The sequence below is a fragment of the Sphingomonas sp. SORGH_AS_0789 genome (assembly GCF_031453055.1).
GTDB lineage: Bacteria > Pseudomonadota > Alphaproteobacteria > Sphingomonadales > Sphingomonadaceae > Sphingomonas.
This window is the reverse complement of the sequence record NZ_JAVIYV010000001.1, coordinates 2,238,183-2,252,850: the sequence shown is the minus strand read 5'-3', so window position 1 is coordinate 2,252,850 and position 14,668 is coordinate 2,238,183. Positions and strand designations below refer to the sequence as shown.

At 63.0% G+C, this 14,668-nt stretch carries 16 protein-coding genes and 1 tRNA gene; 7 read left to right on the top strand and 10 right to left on the bottom strand.

Going from position 1 to position 14,668, the window contains the following annotated elements; all coding sequences use genetic code 11:
• Positions 1–43: 43 nt before the first annotated feature.
• Together parC and QE360_RS10375 are read right to left on the bottom strand one after the other, a co-directional pair.
• Entirely contained in the window at positions 44–2,296 is a 2,253-nt protein-coding gene (gene parC / locus QE360_RS10380; RefSeq protein ID WP_309701336.1) for a DNA topoisomerase IV subunit A, read from the bottom strand.
• Positions 2,297–2,423: 127 nt separating this feature from the next.
• A complete protein-coding gene (locus tag QE360_RS10375) occupies positions 2,424–2,813 on the bottom strand; it encodes a hypothetical protein (protein ID WP_309701334.1) in 390 nt (129 codons plus the stop codon).
• Between the two features lie 299 nt (positions 2,814–3,112).
• Here QE360_RS10375 and purC point away from each other — a divergent pair, with 299 nt between their 5' ends.
• The 3 genes from purC to purQ are packed head-to-tail and all read left to right on the top strand — an operon-like array spanning position 3,113 to position 4,790.
• Complete coding sequence (purC, locus tag QE360_RS10370; protein ID WP_007405170.1) at positions 3,113–3,892, top strand: phosphoribosylaminoimidazolesuccinocarboxamide synthase; 780 nt, start codon at positions 3,113–3,115, stop codon at positions 3,890–3,892.
• Positions 3,892–4,122 (top strand): phosphoribosylformylglycinamidine synthase subunit PurS, encoded by a 231-nt coding sequence (gene purS / locus QE360_RS10365; protein ID WP_042486357.1) that lies wholly within the window; start codon positions 3,892–3,894, stop codon positions 4,120–4,122. The genes purC and purS overlap by 1 nt, the downstream gene beginning before the upstream one ends.
• Entirely contained in the window at positions 4,122–4,790 is a 669-nt protein-coding gene (gene purQ, locus QE360_RS10360) for a phosphoribosylformylglycinamidine synthase subunit PurQ (protein WP_309701332.1), read from the top strand. Before purS ends, purQ begins: the two co-directional genes overlap by 1 nt.
• A gap of 314 nt (positions 4,791–5,104) precedes the next feature.
• Here the strand turns inward: purQ and QE360_RS10355 are convergent, their stop codons facing one another.
• Positions 5,105–5,839 (bottom strand): queuosine precursor transporter, encoded by a 735-nt coding sequence (locus tag QE360_RS10355; protein ID WP_309701329.1) that lies wholly within the window; start codon positions 5,837–5,839, stop codon positions 5,105–5,107.
• 83 nt (positions 5,840–5,922) lie between these two features.
• Here QE360_RS10355 and QE360_RS10350 point away from each other — a divergent pair.
• Together QE360_RS10350 and QE360_RS19135 are read left to right on the top strand one after the other, a co-directional pair.
• Positions 5,923–5,999, top strand: a tRNA-Arg gene (locus QE360_RS10350).
• Between the two features lie 211 nt (positions 6,000–6,210).
• The gene (locus QE360_RS19135; RefSeq protein ID WP_405052582.1) at positions 6,211–6,519 is read left to right on the top strand and encodes a CHC2 zinc finger domain-containing protein; all 309 of its coding nucleotides are present in this window, start codon (positions 6,211–6,213) and stop codon (positions 6,517–6,519) included.
• 102 nt (positions 6,520–6,621) lie between these two features.
• Here QE360_RS19135 and QE360_RS10345 read toward each other — a convergent pair whose 3' ends face one another.
• The 4 genes from QE360_RS10345 to QE360_RS10330 form a co-directional block, all read right to left on the bottom strand.
• Entirely contained in the window at positions 6,622–7,401 is a 780-nt protein-coding gene (locus QE360_RS10345) for a hypothetical protein (protein WP_309701328.1), read from the bottom strand.
• Positions 7,398–8,210 (bottom strand): hypothetical protein, encoded by an 813-nt coding sequence (locus tag QE360_RS10340; RefSeq protein ID WP_309701326.1) that lies wholly within the window; start codon positions 8,208–8,210, stop codon positions 7,398–7,400. The genes QE360_RS10345 and QE360_RS10340 overlap by 4 nt, the downstream gene beginning before the upstream one ends.
• Before the next feature lie 181 nt (positions 8,211–8,391).
• Entirely contained in the window at positions 8,392–9,273 is an 882-nt protein-coding gene (locus QE360_RS10335) for a 3'-5' exonuclease (RefSeq protein ID WP_309701324.1), read from the bottom strand.
• Between the two features lie 49 nt (positions 9,274–9,322).
• Positions 9,323–10,054 carry a hypothetical protein gene (locus QE360_RS10330; RefSeq protein ID WP_309701323.1) on the bottom strand — a complete coding sequence of 244 codons (732 nt, stop codon included), beginning with the start codon at positions 10,052–10,054 and terminating at the stop codon, positions 9,323–9,325.
• 189 nt (positions 10,055–10,243) lie between these two features.
• Between QE360_RS10330 and QE360_RS10325 the strand changes: the two genes are divergently transcribed.
• On the top strand, positions 10,244–10,606 hold the full coding sequence (locus tag QE360_RS10325) for a metalloregulator ArsR/SmtB family transcription factor (RefSeq protein WP_309701321.1): 363 nt from the start codon (positions 10,244–10,246) through the stop codon (positions 10,604–10,606).
• A 207-nt stretch (positions 10,607–10,813) separates the two neighbouring features.
• Here QE360_RS10325 and QE360_RS10320 read toward each other — a convergent pair whose 3' ends face one another.
• The gene (locus QE360_RS10320; protein ID WP_309701319.1) at positions 10,814–11,476 is read right to left on the bottom strand and encodes a hypothetical protein; all 663 of its coding nucleotides are present in this window, start codon (positions 11,474–11,476) and stop codon (positions 10,814–10,816) included.
• A 12-nt stretch (positions 11,477–11,488) separates the two neighbouring features.
• Positions 11,489–11,839 carry a hypothetical protein gene (locus QE360_RS10315; RefSeq protein WP_309701317.1) on the bottom strand — a complete coding sequence of 117 codons (351 nt, stop codon included), beginning with the start codon at positions 11,837–11,839 and terminating at the stop codon, positions 11,489–11,491.
• 585 nt (positions 11,840–12,424) lie between these two features.
• Between QE360_RS10315 and QE360_RS10310 the strand changes: the two genes are divergently transcribed.
• Positions 12,425–13,585 carry a hypothetical protein gene (locus tag QE360_RS10310; protein WP_309701315.1) on the top strand — a complete coding sequence of 387 codons (1,161 nt, stop codon included), beginning with the start codon at positions 12,425–12,427 and terminating at the stop codon, positions 13,583–13,585.
• A 355-nt stretch (positions 13,586–13,940) separates the two neighbouring features.
• Here QE360_RS10310 and QE360_RS10305 read toward each other — a convergent pair whose 3' ends face one another.
• The gene (locus QE360_RS10305; protein WP_309701313.1) at positions 13,941–14,501 is read right to left on the bottom strand and encodes a hypothetical protein; all 561 of its coding nucleotides are present in this window, start codon (positions 14,499–14,501) and stop codon (positions 13,941–13,943) included.
• Positions 14,502–14,668 lie beyond the last annotated feature (167 nt).

Here is a 14,668-nt window from a genome sequence, read left to right as displayed (position 1 = left end):
TTCAGTCCGCCATAATCGGAAACACGCGGTCGATCGGGGACGGTCAATCGAAACGATTATCGCGGGGGAAGCCGGTCGGCGGCATCCGCCCCGCCGCCCCGCGCGCGGTCCGCCAGGCGGACAGATCGGCCTCGGTCCGCACGCGCCCCGTCTCGCCGCCCATCGGCCAGCTCAACCCGTCCTTGAAGACGAAGGTCGTCGCGTCGGACAGGCCGCCGTCGCGATAACGTTGCAGCTGAACCCCGGTGCCGCGCGACAGTTCGACGAACTCGGTCAGCGGGAAGACCAGCAATTTGCGATTGTCGCCGATCGCCGCGACATAATCATCATCCGCCCCCACCGGACGCACGACCTTCAGCGCCGCTCCGGCGCGCGGCGTCAGCACCGTCTTGCCTTTTCGCGTCTCGGCGATGGTATCGGCGGTCGGCACGACGAAGCCGCGCCCGTCCGAGGCCGCGACCAGCAGCTTGGCCGCGCGCGCGGCGGGCAGGAAGCCGACGATGCCGATCGATCCGTCCAGATCGATCATCGCGCGCACCGGCTCGCCGAACCCGCGCCCGCCGGGCAGCTTGTCGGCGGCCAGGGTGAAGAACCGCCCGTTCGCCGCCGCCAGCAACAGCTTGTCGGTGGTCTGCGCATGGAAGGCGAAGGCGGGGCCGTCGCCTTCCTTGAACTTGGCGGTATCCGCCGAGGCCAGGTCGACATGTCCCTTCATCGCGCGAATCCAGCCGCGCTGCGACAGGATGACGGTGATCGGCTCGCGCTCGATCATCGCCTCCAGCGGGATGTCGCGGGTCGGCGCGGCTTCCTCGATCAGCGTGCGGCGCGCACCCAGCGCGGTTTCGGGACCATAGCGGTCGCGTATCCGGCCCAGGTCCTTCTTCATCCGCGTCCGCTGGCGCTGTTCGGAGCCGAGCAGCAGGGTGAGCTGCTCGCGCTCCTTGTCGAGCTTGTCGCGCTCGCCGCGAATCTCGAACTCCTCCAGCCGCCGCAGCGAACGGAGGCGCATGTTGAGGATCGCCTCGGCCTGACGGTCGGTCAGGCGGAATTCCGCGATCATCACGGCCTTGGGCTCGTCCTCGGTGCGGATGATCTCGATCACCCGGTCAAGGTTGAGATAGGCGACCAGATAGCCGTCGAGCAGCTCGATCCGGTCGGCGATCTTGCCGAGCCGATGCTCGGAACGGCGCCGCAGCACGACGAACTGATGCTCGACCCAGGCCGCCAGCGCCTCGCGCAGGGACATGACGCGCGGGGTGCGGTCCTTGTCCAGCACGTTGAGGTTCAGGCTGATCCGCGTCTCCAGGTCGGAGAAACGGAACAACCCGTCCATCAGCACCTGCGGATCGACGGTGCGCGCGCGCGGCTCCAGCACGATGCGGACCTGCGCATCCGATTCGTCGCGGACATCGGCCAGGATCGGCAGCTTCTTGTCGTTGATGAGCGTCGCGATCTGCTCGATCAGCTTGCCCTTGGCGACACCGTAGGGGATTTCGCTGACGACGATCTGCCAGCCGCCGCCCTTCTCGCGCTCGATCTCCCAGCGCGCGCGGACGCGGAAGCCGCCCCGCCCGGTGGTGTAGCTTTCGCGCAGGATCGCGGGCGCATCGACGACGATGCCGCCGGTCGGGAAATCGGGCCCCTTGACCAGCGCCAGGATCGCATCGTCATCGGCATCGGGCCGATCGACCAGCAGGATCGCGGCTTCCAGCAGCTCGGCGGCATTGTGCGGCGGGATGCTGGTCGCCATGCCGACCGCGATCCCGCTCGCGCCATTGGCCAGCAGATTGGGGAACAGGCCGGGGAACAGCTCGGGCTCCTGCTCCTCGCCATTATAGGTCGGGCGATAGGCGACGGCATCCTCGTCCAGCCCATCCATCAGGTCGATCGCGACCTGGGTCAGCCTTGCCTCGGTATAACGATAGGCGGCGGCGTTATCGCCGTCGATATTGCCGAAATTGCCCTGCCCGTCGACCAGCGGATAGCGAAGCGCGAAATCCTGGGCGAGACGGACCATCGCGTCATAGACCGACTGGTCGCCATGCGGATGATATTTACCTATCACGTCGCCGACGACGCGCGCGCATTTCTTGTAGCCCGCCGCCGGGTCGAGCTTGAGCAGCCGCATCGCCCACAGCAACCGGCGATGCACCGGCTTCAGGCCATCGCGCACATCGGGCAGCGAGCGCGCCGTGATCGTGGACAGCGCATAGACCAGATACCGTTCGGACAGCGCGCTGTCGAAGGGGGCATCCAGGATGCCGACGGGGGGATTGTCGCGGAGATCGATCGCCATGGGAGCGCCGCTTCTAGCAAGCGATGCGCGCAGGGGCAATCGGGCGGATCAAAAAGAGAACAGATCGCCGGGGGGCAAGGCGGGCACGTTGGGAGCGCCGCGCCCGCCTGCCTTGCGACAATCCGGATCAGGCGTGGTTCGCCTGCGCCTGGTTGACGTCCTGGGTGAAGTGGTTGCCCGCCGCGACCGTGCAGTTCTGGAACGCGACGGGGGTGAAGGTCTCGACCCCGGCGACTTCCGCGTCGGTCACGGCCTTGCCCTTGGCATTATGGCCGGGCGCGAAGGCGATGGCCTCGGGGCGGAAGGTGGCGAGGACGTCGGCGGTATCGCGACAGGCGACGGTCCGCTCCGTCCTGCCGTTCTTGACCACCGCGATAGCCTCCATGCCATTGGCCAGCGGAACACGCGCCTGTTCATAGACCAGCGGCGCCTGCGCCATGTGCATCGGCCGCGCCACGGCAGCACCCGCCGTCAGCATCAGAGCCCCACCAACAACACCGATCATCAGCTTGTTCATGACTTCCTCCTTTGCAAGCATCGACAGAACCCATGACTTGGATGATCGGTTTCCTATACTTTCCACCTTACCATTTTTTCATATACCGTGAAAATCATGTCCATCATGGCCGGGACATTACGTGATCTTCATCTTCCACACGCCTTTCGTTGCTTGCACGACGGAAGGAGCCTGTCCGCACTGCAAGGCCGCACGCCTCCATTGCGCCCGCCCGCACCTTCGATTATAGGCCGCGCCATCCCGCCTCGGGCCTCAGCATGTGGGGCACCGGGGCTGTACTCATTTCAGGGGACCGCCGCATGGCTCGCCGCCGCCAAATCTACGAAGGCAAGGCCAAGATCCTGTACGAGGGCCCCGAGCCCGGCACGCTGATCCAGTATTTCAAGGACGACGCCACCGCGTTCAATGCCCAGAAGAAGGGCACGATCAACGGCAAGGGCGTGCTCAACAACCGTATCTCCGAGCATGTCTTCACCATGCTCGACCATATCGGCGTGCCGACCCACTTCATCCGCCGCCTGAACATGCGCGAGCAGTTGATCCGCCAGGTCGAGATCGTGCCGATCGAGGTCGTGGTCCGCAACGTCGCGGCGGGCTCGCTATCCAAGCGCCTGGGCATCGAGGAGGGCGTGAAGCTGCCCCGCACGATCATCGAATATTATTACAAGGACGATGCGCTGGGCGACCCGATGGTCACCGACGAGCATATCGCCTGCTTCGGCTGGGCCAGCCAGGAAGAGATGCACGACATCGCCGACCTGGCGATCCGCGTGAACGACTTCCTGTCGGGCATGTTCGCCGCGATCGGCATCCGCCTGGTCGACTTCAAGCTGGAATTCGGCCGCATCTGGGACAATGACTTCGGTCGGATCATCCTGGCGGACGAGATCAGCCCCGATGGCTGCCGCCTGTGGGACATGACCACCAACGAAAAGCTGGACAAGGATCGCTTCCGTCGCGACCTGGGCGGCGAGGTGGAAGCCTATCAGGAAGTGGCACGCCGTCTGGGCCTGCTGCCCGAGGGGGGCGACACCGCCGTCCTCGACCTCGAAGAACACCGCAAGAGCCGGGGTAAGTAATGAAGCTGAAGATTTTCGTCACCCTGAAGCCCGGCGTGCTCGACCCGCAGGGCAAGGCGATCCACCACGCGCTGGAAAGCCTGGGCTTTGCGGGCGTGAACGACGTCCGCGCGGGCAAGCTGATCGAGCTGGAGGTCGCCGACGCGACCACCGACGCGCAGATCGACGAGATGTGCCGCCAGCTCCTCGCCAACACCGTGATCGAGAATTACCGGGTGGAGCGCGCCTGATGAAGACCGCCGTAATCGTCTTTCCGGGCTCGAACTGCGACCGCGACCTCGCCGTCGCGCTGGAGGCGGTGACGGGCGTCAAGCCGGCCATGGTCTGGCACGGCGACAGCGAGCTCCCTGAGGGGCTGGGGCTGATCGGCGTGCCGGGCGGCTTCTCTTACGGCGATTACCTGCGCTGCGGCGCGATCGCGGCCCGCTCGCCGATCATGCGCGCGGTCGTGGAGTCGGCGAACAAGGGCACGCCGGTGTTCGGCGTGTGCAACGGCTTCCAGGTGCTGGCCGAAACCGGGCTGCTACCGGGCGCACTGATGCGCAATCGCTCGCTCAACTTCGTCTGCCGCGACGTCGATCTGGAGGTGGCCAACACCGACAGCGCCTTCACCCGGCTGTACCAGCAGGGCGAGACGATCCGTATCCCGGTCGCGCATCATGACGGCAATTACTTCGCCGATACCGACACGCTCGACCGCCTCGAAGGCGAAGGCCGCGTGGCCTTCCGCTATGCCGAGGACGTCAACGGCTCGGCGCGGTCCATCGCGGGCGTGCTGAACGAGAAGCGCAACGTGCTGGGCATGATGCCCCACCCCGAGCGCCGCATCGAAGCCGCCCATGGCGGCGACCATGGCCGACGCCTGTTCGAGGGCCTGCTGGAGATGGTGGGGGCCTAACCGCCCCTCCCCCGTTCAGCCTGAGCGAAGTCGAAGGCCACGGGACTACATCTGACAAAGGGGGAGCGGGGCGACTCGCTTCCCCTTTTTTTTGTTCGCGCGAAGCCGCGATGGCGCGAAGAATATTGGGTTCGCGCGGAGGCGCGGAGAACGCAGAGGTGTTTGGCCTCGTTGCGGGCGTTATACCTTCTAACGCATGTCGATGGCAGAGATTGGCGGCTATCGCCGGCTACATCACCTCCGCGTCTCCGCGCCTCCGCGTGAACCCAATCTCTAAAACCCTTCGCGTCATCGCGGCTTCGCGTGAACCCAATTCAAACCCGTGCCCGGAACGGCGTGAAGTCGGTCCCCTCGTCGAACACATCCACCCCCTCGGCGCGCTTCAGCCCGCCGACGATCAGATAGGTCACGGGGGTCAGCAGCACCTCCCAGCCCACCTTCAGCGCCCATTGGGTGAACAGCACGACCACCACCAGATGCGTGGTCCACCCCTGCGCGCCCCAGAAGGCCAGCGGATAGAAGATCAGGCTGTCCACCCCCTGCCCCACCAGCGTCGAGCCGATCGTCCGCGACCAGAGGTGCCTCCCGCCGGTCCACAGCTTCATCCGCGCCATGACATATGCATTGACGAACTCGCCCGCCCAGAAGGCGCAGACGCTGGCCAGCACGATGCGTGGCACCTGGCCGAAGATAACCTCATAAGCGGCCTGGTTGCTCCAGCTGGGCGCCGGGGGCAGCGCGACGACGATCCAGCTCATGAACGCCATGAACAGCACCGCCGCCGTGCCCGCCCAGATCACCCGCCGCGCGCGGGCATAGCCGTAAACCTCGGTCAGCACGTCGCCGATGACATAGCTGAGCGGAAAGAACAGGATGCCCGCGCCGAACGGCCACTGCCCGACCAGCGGCAGGGTGATGACCGCCACCTTGCCCGCGCCGATGACATTGGACAGCAGCAGGATGGTGACGAACGCCGCCATGACGAAGTCGAACCAGCGAAAGGCCGACCGCTCCAGATCGCGGCCCGCGACCATCCGTTCCCCGCTCATTACGATCCCCTCAAAGCCGTGCGGACCGTTGTTTATCGCCATTCCCTTGGCGGTCAAACCACGCTAGGGACACCGCCATCCGCGCGTCCGTAGCTCAGTTGGATAGAGCAAGGAGCTTCTACCTCCTCGGTCGGGGGTTCGAATCCCTCCGGGCGCGCCACTCCCCTGTCCATTTCCTTGGAGGATGGACTTTTGGTTCAAATCTCCCGACCGCGAGGCGCTAGCCAGCGTTGCACATAAGACGCAAATAGGTCGTGACGCTCTACGCGATATCGCGTTGTTGCCTAGACACTCGAAAGGCCGAACATCCCCGAACCTTTTGTACGAGGATGACCACTTGACGAAGGCCAGCGATCGACGATCATACCGTCATGTCGCACCTTTCTGACCATCGGCAATTAGCCCGAGCGCAAAGCCCCTTGGTGCAGTTGGTGGCGCAAACGGTCGAATTGGAGACGACGCAGGCAGGGCGGCGGGGGTCATGCCCTTTCCACCCAGATCCGACTCGTGGCCTCTACGTCTACAACGGGCGCTTTTATTGTTTTTCATGCGGTACCGGCGGAGACGTGATCGACTGGTGGATGCGACTCTACGGAGTCGACGAGTCTACCGCAGCAGCACATCTCACGCGCGGCGCTCCCAGCGACAGCACTGATGAACATAGCGAGAAGCCTTGCTGATCGGACAGGATGACCGATCAGCAAGGCTTCGGATGTCGGGACGGAACCCATGACGTGCCACCAGCGCATTGATGCTATCTCGCCGGCTGGCCCGAGCATCGCCTATGTCTGCGATGACCTAGATGCTACGATCAGCCCAAGCAGGTGCTGCGTGAACGCATTGCCGCCCCGCCGATAGGCCATGCGCCCCCAGTGGTCCCAATGATCGACCCTGGCCGCGATCCAGGCGAACAGGTCGTCGCGCACGCTCTGGTCATCGAACGCCAGCGACCAAGTCACCCGCCTGACCGGCATCCTGGCGGGACTTTCGTTCGCCATTGAGGTCAGGGTGATCGCATGCGATTGCCCCACCGCCTCGCGCGCGAAGACGTGGCGCCGCAAGCCAACCGCGCGCTCGAAATCCTGCAGGGCCTGCTCCCGGTCCTGATCGGATGGATCGCGGACGGCCGCTACCACTGCCGCCATGACGTCCGCGATGGGCAGATCCTCCCACTCCAGATCGCGGGTCGCGATCAGCATCATGAGCACCGACCGGCCCTCGGGACTAAGATCGTCCGTCGACCCGCGCTGCAGCAGACCGACGGTACCAAGCCAGCACATATAGAAAGTCCGGAAAACCGGATTGCCGCGGAAGAGATCAAATCGGCGTTCGTTTTCACCACATTCTGCCATATCGACGGACAGCAGGACTCGGAGGAGGAACTCGAGCTGCTCCCGTAAGGCGTACGTGTCGGGAAGACCCAACTCGCCCCGCCAAAAGGCATCGCGCACCGACGTCCACTTGCGGCCATCCTCGTCCTCGAAATGAGCGCCGTTAGCTCGCAGCCACCAGCCCCACGGCAGCTCGCCCGGCCGATGCCGCTCCCTAGCTGTCGCCATCATCCGACACTCGGCTCGAGGCCGATGGGCGGGAGCGACGGCCCGTCGCGAGCCGGAACCGGGCAACCGTCACGGATCGCGGCGAGCTGCGCCGCGAGATTGCGGATTTCCCGCACGACATATCCGTCGTCGCGGTACCTTGCATCGATCCCGGCGCCGATCAGGCTCTGGCGATCACCCACGCGGCTCGGCACGACGTCGAAGATGTGATTACAATCGAAGCCGAACCACCACTGCCCCTGGCCGGCACGATGATCGGTCGCATGCTGCAGCGGCACCTTGCCGACGACGACGTGGCAGATACGGCGGTATTCGGTGATCAGGCGTCGGCGCGGATTGGGACCGTCGTCGCAGATGCGCGAGTAGGTCAGGCCACCGTGCACCTCGATCCCGAGACTCGCCGGCACCGCGTCATGGTCCCAGCCGAAGAGAGGATGGGTGGACGGCACCCCGACGAAGCCGCTCAGGTAGCCCTCGGGATGCTCGCGCATCATGATGCACTCCAGGCCGGTCGCCTCGTCGACCCACGAGACCTTGTCTGCCTCGCCGAGCCATGGACCATGAGAGCGCGGCATCTCCCGCTTCGCATAGAAGATCTCGGCTTCCGGCACCACGTCACCGCTCGTCGCATAGGCGCGGCCGGTGATGCGGACCACGCCGTCCTGGCTGACGAACTCGCCGCCCGTCCCCGACACCTTGGCCAGATCGACGCCCGACCCGACCGCATCCGCCAATGCGCCCTTCCCTACCTTCGCGAGCGGCAGCGGCTTCTGCACCGCGACGGCCGTCGACCTGCTCTTCTTCGTGGCCATGACTTTCACCTTTCCTGCTGTGGTTCGATCGATCAGTTGGTCGAGGGGCAGCGCCGCCCTTCGGCGCCTACGCCTATCGGATCGTCCCTGGCCGCCCGCCCACAGCACCTGCGCAGCCTGCGGATGGTCCTTCGCTGACGGTCGAGATGAAGCGCGCGCCTATCGGCACTGACGAAGGCGCTCACAGGAAGCGGTCCGCGGCCGTGACCATCTCGAAGCGGGGCGCCATGGCTCTGGCACCGTGCCCCGCGGCGTAGACGTTCGTCGCCAGCCAGAATTCTTCCGCCGTGCGCGCGTCATCCGCGACCTCGGTCCACCACGTCCGGCGCTCCGGATCCCACCTATAGCCCCGCGCCTTCAGTGCATCCTTGGCGTCAAAGCTGGCCCCGTCGGCGTACACCATCCAGCTGGGTGCCCTCATACGACCGAGCAGTTCCGCGAGCACGGTCGTGCCATCGTCCGCGCGGTGACGGAGCAGCTGGACGAGGGCGTCGACGTCCGTGGCGGCCCGATGGGGCCGGAAAAAGTATCCGGCCTGCTGGAGCAGGTAGCCGAGGGCCCGGCCATCGAAGCCTCTCCCGCGCCAGTCGACCTGTTGGAAGGAGCAGGCCCAGTCTAGTCCGCGTACGTCCGGCAGACGACGTTCGACATAGGGGCGGTCGAATGCGGCGTGGTGCGCCACGACGCATGACGCCGTGCGGAGCATGCGCGTCGCCTCGGCATCGTCGATCCGCCGACCGGCGACGTCGTCGTCAGTCAGCCCGGTGATCGCGACCGTCTCCGGCGTCAGCGGGTGGCCCGGATCCTCCGTCCACGAGGAAATGGGGCCGATGTCGGTAATGACGCCATCGGCATCGAAACGGAACGGGCGGATCGCTAGTTCGACGACCGCGCCTAGGTGGACAACGGTGCCCGTCGTCTCCACGTCGACCGCGACGCCGATGGCGGTGTCATGATCGTCCCCATCGCCGGTGGGGCCTTCGCGCACGTCGAGCCTGTGCAGGACGCGCGTCTTCTCGTCGCCAGCCGCATCGATGCGGCTGGCCGATGCCAGCTTTTCCATGTCGTTCTCCGGTGATCATGCCGGGCCGTGCCCGGCGGTTACGCGAACCTCAGGCTTCGAGGCGCTGTTCGGTGTCGTACGAGAAGGAAGCGTATCGCGGCTCGTCGCTCGCCAGCTCTACCGAACGCAGCAGTTCGGCGACCGCGCCCGGCACGAGAGCGATGGCTAGCGGCAAATAGGGGTGAAAACCTTCACGAATCTCCGCCAGGTCGATCACATCCTCGCCGAATCTAGCGCGCAGGCGCTGCACGACCTCGGCCGGGTGACGCGCCACCGAAGCGTGAAAGGCCTGCAGTACGACGCCGTTTCCCTCCCAGGCGATCGTCGCGCAGTAGAGCGATGGCCTCGCCGCCAGTCTGTGCCTTCCGCTGCGACCGCGCCTCGGCCGCGAGAGATGCGGAGTGTCGCCGTCACCATCGGGGGCTACGAGCCGGTCGAGCATGGCGGGATCGGCGTCCACCCCGAGCGAAAGGCCGTGCAGGACGATCGCGCGGACGAATTGTTCCCGGTCGAGGCACGCCTCGATCGCCGGAGCCCCATCAAAGATACGGCGAGGCGCGAGCATCCATCCCACTGGATCGATCGGGTTTGCCTCCCGCTGGAAGCGGGCACCAGCCTCAGCGGCAACCGTCACGACGCGGCAGAGGGCTCGACGCGTCGTGACGACGGTCTCGTCGCCGGGCATATCGTCATCCAGCGGATCTTCGAAACTAAACTGCGGAACCGGCACCACGGTGCTCGGCACCTTCGACATTACGGTTGCATGCATGGTCATCTCCATGTCCCCCGAATTCTGATCACGTTCCCGTCGCTGTGCGATCTGTTCGGGAACGCGGTTAAGATTGGTGACACCGATTTATATGTCAATAAGTCTGGATATGTTGAGGTTATTTTACTGGTAAATTTCTTTTTAACCGCTTCCTGAGTCAGGGCCCCTTGCGAAGCGCAAAACGTCTATTAATCTAGAGATATGGACCAAATTTCTGCCATCCAGTTGATGAGCGCCTTAGCTCAACCCACGAGAATGGCGGTCTTTCTCACGCTGGCGGAGCATGGAGCGGATGGGCTGCCGGTCGGTGAACTTGCACGGCTTATGGATACACCTCCAAACACGATGTCGACCCATCTTGCGATCCTCGCCCGCGCAGGTGCCGTGCTCGCCAACCGGTCGGGTAGGATCGTGACCTACAAAGTGCTTCCGACCGCTATCCGCGACCTTGCACGGTTCCTTGTAGTTGGCGCCTGTGGGGGAGCTGAAGACACGAGAGGTAATTTAGCGGCGGCGCTGGACGAGGCATGCCTCGCAAATGGCCACGTGGCGTCAGGCCGCTAGATGCAATCAACTACGACAAGCGCGGTCGTTGTTGATGGCTGTTCGGAAACCCAGGACGTGCGATAATCGTGGTCGCGCCTGTATGGCTGATGATGCAGTGCATCACCGCCATACAGGCTGTCGCAATCGTCATCTGAATATGGAAGATCGCGTCGGCCGACGGAAATGACCAGAGATGTTGCTTGGTCGCTCTACGTCGCATTTGCCCTACAGGGCCGGCCTGCCGCCCGTACCACGTCTCGACGCCTCCTGCTCGATCAGTGCCGTCATCCTGCTCGATGTCCCCTCTGGCTGCGCCAGTGTGATCTGGCCGCCCTGCGATCCTACGTCGGCAGCCAGCCGGAACACGCCACCTTGCCCCAGACAGGCGGTTCGACCGCACCACCGCGCGTGCAGCCCCTCGCCATCGATGTCGTCGCTATCTTTGGATGGCATGCCGTACTTGCCGACCAGCAATGTGCGCCAGGCTGCGGGATCCGTTCCCGCTGGCGGCAGATATGCGACGCTGCGCACATGCGCGCCATCCGGCCAGACGAACGTGCCGATCATCACCTTCCCGCCCTTGCCGTCGTCGAATTCGGCGCTGTCCAAGACGCTGCCGCCCTTCAGCGGTAGCCGCCCGCCCCAAAGATTGACAGCCTTGCGGACGCGGTCCTCGAACGTGTCGGTCCGCGTCCGCCGCTTCACGATCAATCCGCGTTCCCTCATTACCCTTTCGACGTCCGCCTCGGTCATTCCGAGCCGGAAGCCAGCAAGGTCGAAGGTGGCGGGAGTTCCTTTGGCAGTCTGTGTCGCGGCGGCGTCCACGCCGATCTGACCGGCCACCACCGGCTGCGCCGCCATGAGGACAAGCGCCATCACATGCTTCATGATGCTTCCTTTTCAGATGTCGATTTCGCCCGATCGCCGCAGCGAGCGGATGCGCAGCTGCGCCACGCCGCCGATGACGATATACGCTATCAGGTAAGGCAGGCCGTGCTTCGCCAAGCCGATCTTCATCGCGACGGCCGTCAGCGTGGCGACGATGAACGGCACGGTGCGCATCGAGCACAGTACGGCGAACAGCATCCAGGACGCTGTCGGGCGGATAAGCGCGGCAATGGCGGTCGCCATCACGACAGCGAAGCCGAGCGGATCAGAATTGGTGAAGAGCGTCACGATCATGCCTGGAGCGATCAAAAAGATGCCGCCGAGTATGAAGATCGGGACGAACGGTACGGTCTGGACCGGCACGCTCAGACCCCTTTGGTCAGCGTTGAACCCGTCGTGATGGCCGTCCTGACCAGCGTCTTCATGTATCCGGCTTGATTCCCAATCATCGTCGCCTCCGAAGTGAAGGACGCCACCTCAGTCGGCGGCATCCCGTGGAACGGGATGCCGGCCCCCTGAGCCGGGTGTTGGAAACCTGAATTGGAACAGGCGCGGAAACCTTTAACCGGGTGGTCTGGACATACGTCACCGCCACCCGGCCGAAGAGCTCTTCGACCGTCATTGGTCTTTCGACCGACCTCCAATTTCAGGGTTTCCACGCCCCGGCCCGGGAACCGCTTCCCGTGCATCGGGCAACATAGACCACCCATTTTTCGATGGCCATGTAATTTTACGACCTATGGTTAGTTAACCATAGACGCCCTATGGCGACCTGTATGCCAAGCGATATCGATCCCTTGACTCGCCAGCCCGCTTTGCAAAATGCTAGTTTTTCTCAATTAGCCAATTGCAATCTTCCAAATTCCCGTCACAATATTATGACGTCAGACGTGACAAAAAAATCAGGGGAATACTTCATTGTCGTCTAAGGGGGAAAAGAAGTTCGGATTGCTGAGCGATAGGCATATTTTGATCGCGTTTGGCATTGGTGTCTTATTAATGCTTTTCGGCTTCGCTGTTGAGGTATGGCTACCCATGCTTCTTGAGGCGATAGTTCGGGGTTGGCATTCGCTGATGGGAACGGAGGCGGCGGCGGCACATGAAGTCGGTGGGCATGGCCTTGGGTTCGTCGGCCTTCTTACATTGCTCCTCAAGGAACTGGGGGTGGCATTCCTAGTAGCGGCCATCATCGGCGTTATGCTGGAGAAGCAAGCGAAGGAACGAGACAACGAGCGAGCTATGAAGCTGCGTGCTGACGTAGCCAACGACGCCGTGTTCGCTCTGTATGGGCTGCGGCATCGTCGCGAGTTTGTAAAAGCCGTCGTCGAAACCAATCTTGAGCAAAAAATCGTAAGAGAAGGCATGAAACTCGACTATCGACTTCGTGCGCTTACGGAGGATGAAGCGACCACGATCCTACCTCACCGACCAGAAGACGCGCTGCAAAGATTCGTAATTCTGGAAATGACCTCGAGCTACTCTTTTAGGAATGTTTCTTCGACGGATCAGGACGTCAGGGTAAGATATGTCGTGCCGCTTCGACATGGTGTAGGCACACGCCACGTTACTGGCGCACATTTCGTGCGGATAGGAGATGAAACGCTAAACAGCGGCCAGATATCTGATGCCGTTCAACCTGGCGACGATGATCTTGAGTACGCTTGGACGCGGACACTTGGACCCGATCAGACCCTGCCCGTCATCATCAGCGTACGGTGCGTTAAAGAACTTTCGGACAACGAGGTATGGGGCTCGTTCTACCCAACGGTCGATGGGGTCACGCTGTCTTTGACGGTCCTGGACGACATGCGTTTCGGGGTTCGCCCGCTTAGCAGCGCGAGTCTCGTCGAGCAGCCTCGCGTACCCTCTGAGATTTCGAGAACCTGGCGTCTTGAAGGTCCACTCCTCAAGCACAACAGCGCCGTTTTCTGGTGGCGAACCCGGGAAGACGATGGTGAGGAAGTCACTTCCGACCCGATCAGTTTTACGCCGCCCGCTCTCGCACCGACAATGGCTGAGGAGAAATGCGATACCGTGGCGGCAAGCACCCTCAAAAAGCTCGGCGCTTTATGGCCAACATGGATGGCGCAAAAAAAGGGAGATACTTGATGTTAGGAGTTTCCATGTCTACGTTCGTGTCTGACGACAATCAGCAGGAGGCCATCATGATCCATGCGTCTTATCGGTTCGGGGATGGCGGCGGCGGCTGCTAAAACCCTTTCAAAATACTGAACTAGTGAGGGGCGTTTCGATAGAAACGCCCCTTTTGCTACATGGGAAACGAAATCCGTCGTCCGCTCATCCCGAACCACCCAGACGAGCCCCCTCCGCGGCTGACGAGAAAAAGCGACTGCATCCAGGTTAAGGGGCCACCTCACTTATCGCACCTAGGCGGCGGCAGCGAGACTTTTTCAGCTATATGATAGCATGGCTAATAGCGTGCTGTAGCAGTTACAAAAAAGCGTTATGAACCGCAATTGAGTCGGCCTCGCCAAGACCGGCTGCGTCCTTCTTCGGTCAACGTCAGCGTCGCCAAGGTTTCGACGTGCTCTGGCCCCCTCCCAGCCTCTTTCCCACTGTTCTTTATCAAAATGTCCATGCCCCCGCCGACCCAATGATGAAAGGTATACGGGAACACCTCGCTGGCGTCGGCGGCAGGACGCAACATGACGATCCTGCCGTCACGCTTTACAGCCCCTCGGTCCTCCTTCATCGCGACCCGCCGCGTGAGCCCCTTGCCCCCAAGCCAGGTGCAGCCACTACCGGCTGCCCGTGCCGCCGCCATCTCTTCGAAACTCATGGTCTCGAGGGGGATTGCCGACACTCGTTGTGCGTACGCTCGAGTAGCCGCAAAAGGGGCGATAAGCGTGATGCCAATCAGCCCGAACAGAACAGTCTTCGCACGCATCATCGCGCCTTTCTCTAGGCTTTCATCAGTGCCCCGACGTGGTTCCAAGATCAACTGCCACCTCGTGATTGATCGCTTGCTCCAGTTCCTGCCCGATGCCTGCGTGACGAGGCGCATTCATCAATGCTCGAGATCGCACCTTGCGCCAGTGTGGATGTTCGAATTATGTTCCTGCGGTGGGACTGTCAGATGCCCTCACGGGGGGGGGGCGATCGCATCGGTCAAGGACGTAACCTCCTAATCGGCGGTCAATCGCTTTGCCCGGATTCAGCAATCCTCCTATA

Coding starts and splice junctions, on each gene's coding strand:
- parC (WP_309701336.1), bottom strand. CDS start 2,296: ATGGCGATCGATCTCCGCGACAATCCCCCCGTCGGCATCCTGGATGCC.
- QE360_RS10375 (WP_309701334.1), bottom strand. CDS start 2,813: ATGAACAAGCTGATGATCGGTGTTGTTGGTGGGGCTCTGATGCTGACG.
- purC (WP_007405170.1), top strand. CDS start 3,113: ATGGCTCGCCGCCGCCAAATCTACGAAGGCAAGGCCAAGATCCTGTAC.
- purS (WP_042486357.1), top strand. CDS start 3,892: ATGAAGCTGAAGATTTTCGTCACCCTGAAGCCCGGCGTGCTCGACCCG.
- purQ (WP_309701332.1), top strand. CDS start 4,122: ATGAAGACCGCCGTAATCGTCTTTCCGGGCTCGAACTGCGACCGCGAC.
- QE360_RS10355 (WP_309701329.1), bottom strand. CDS start 5,839: ATGAGCGGGGAACGGATGGTCGCGGGCCGCGATCTGGAGCGGTCGGCC.
- QE360_RS19135 (WP_405052582.1), top strand. CDS start 6,211: ATGTCGCACCTTTCTGACCATCGGCAATTAGCCCGAGCGCAAAGCCCC.
- QE360_RS10345 (WP_309701328.1), bottom strand. CDS start 7,401: ATGATGGCGACAGCTAGGGAGCGGCATCGGCCGGGCGAGCTGCCGTGG.
- QE360_RS10340 (WP_309701326.1), bottom strand. CDS start 8,210: ATGGCCACGAAGAAGAGCAGGTCGACGGCCGTCGCGGTGCAGAAGCCG.
- QE360_RS10335 (WP_309701324.1), bottom strand. CDS start 9,273: ATGGAAAAGCTGGCATCGGCCAGCCGCATCGATGCGGCTGGCGACGAG.
- QE360_RS10330 (WP_309701323.1), bottom strand. CDS start 10,054: ATGGAGATGACCATGCATGCAACCGTAATGTCGAAGGTGCCGAGCACC.
- QE360_RS10325 (WP_309701321.1), top strand. CDS start 10,244: ATGGACCAAATTTCTGCCATCCAGTTGATGAGCGCCTTAGCTCAACCC.
- QE360_RS10320 (WP_309701319.1), bottom strand. CDS start 11,476: ATGAAGCATGTGATGGCGCTTGTCCTCATGGCGGCGCAGCCGGTGGTG.
- QE360_RS10305 (WP_309701313.1), bottom strand. CDS start 14,501: ATGCGCCTCGTCACGCAGGCATCGGGCAGGAACTGGAGCAAGCGATCA.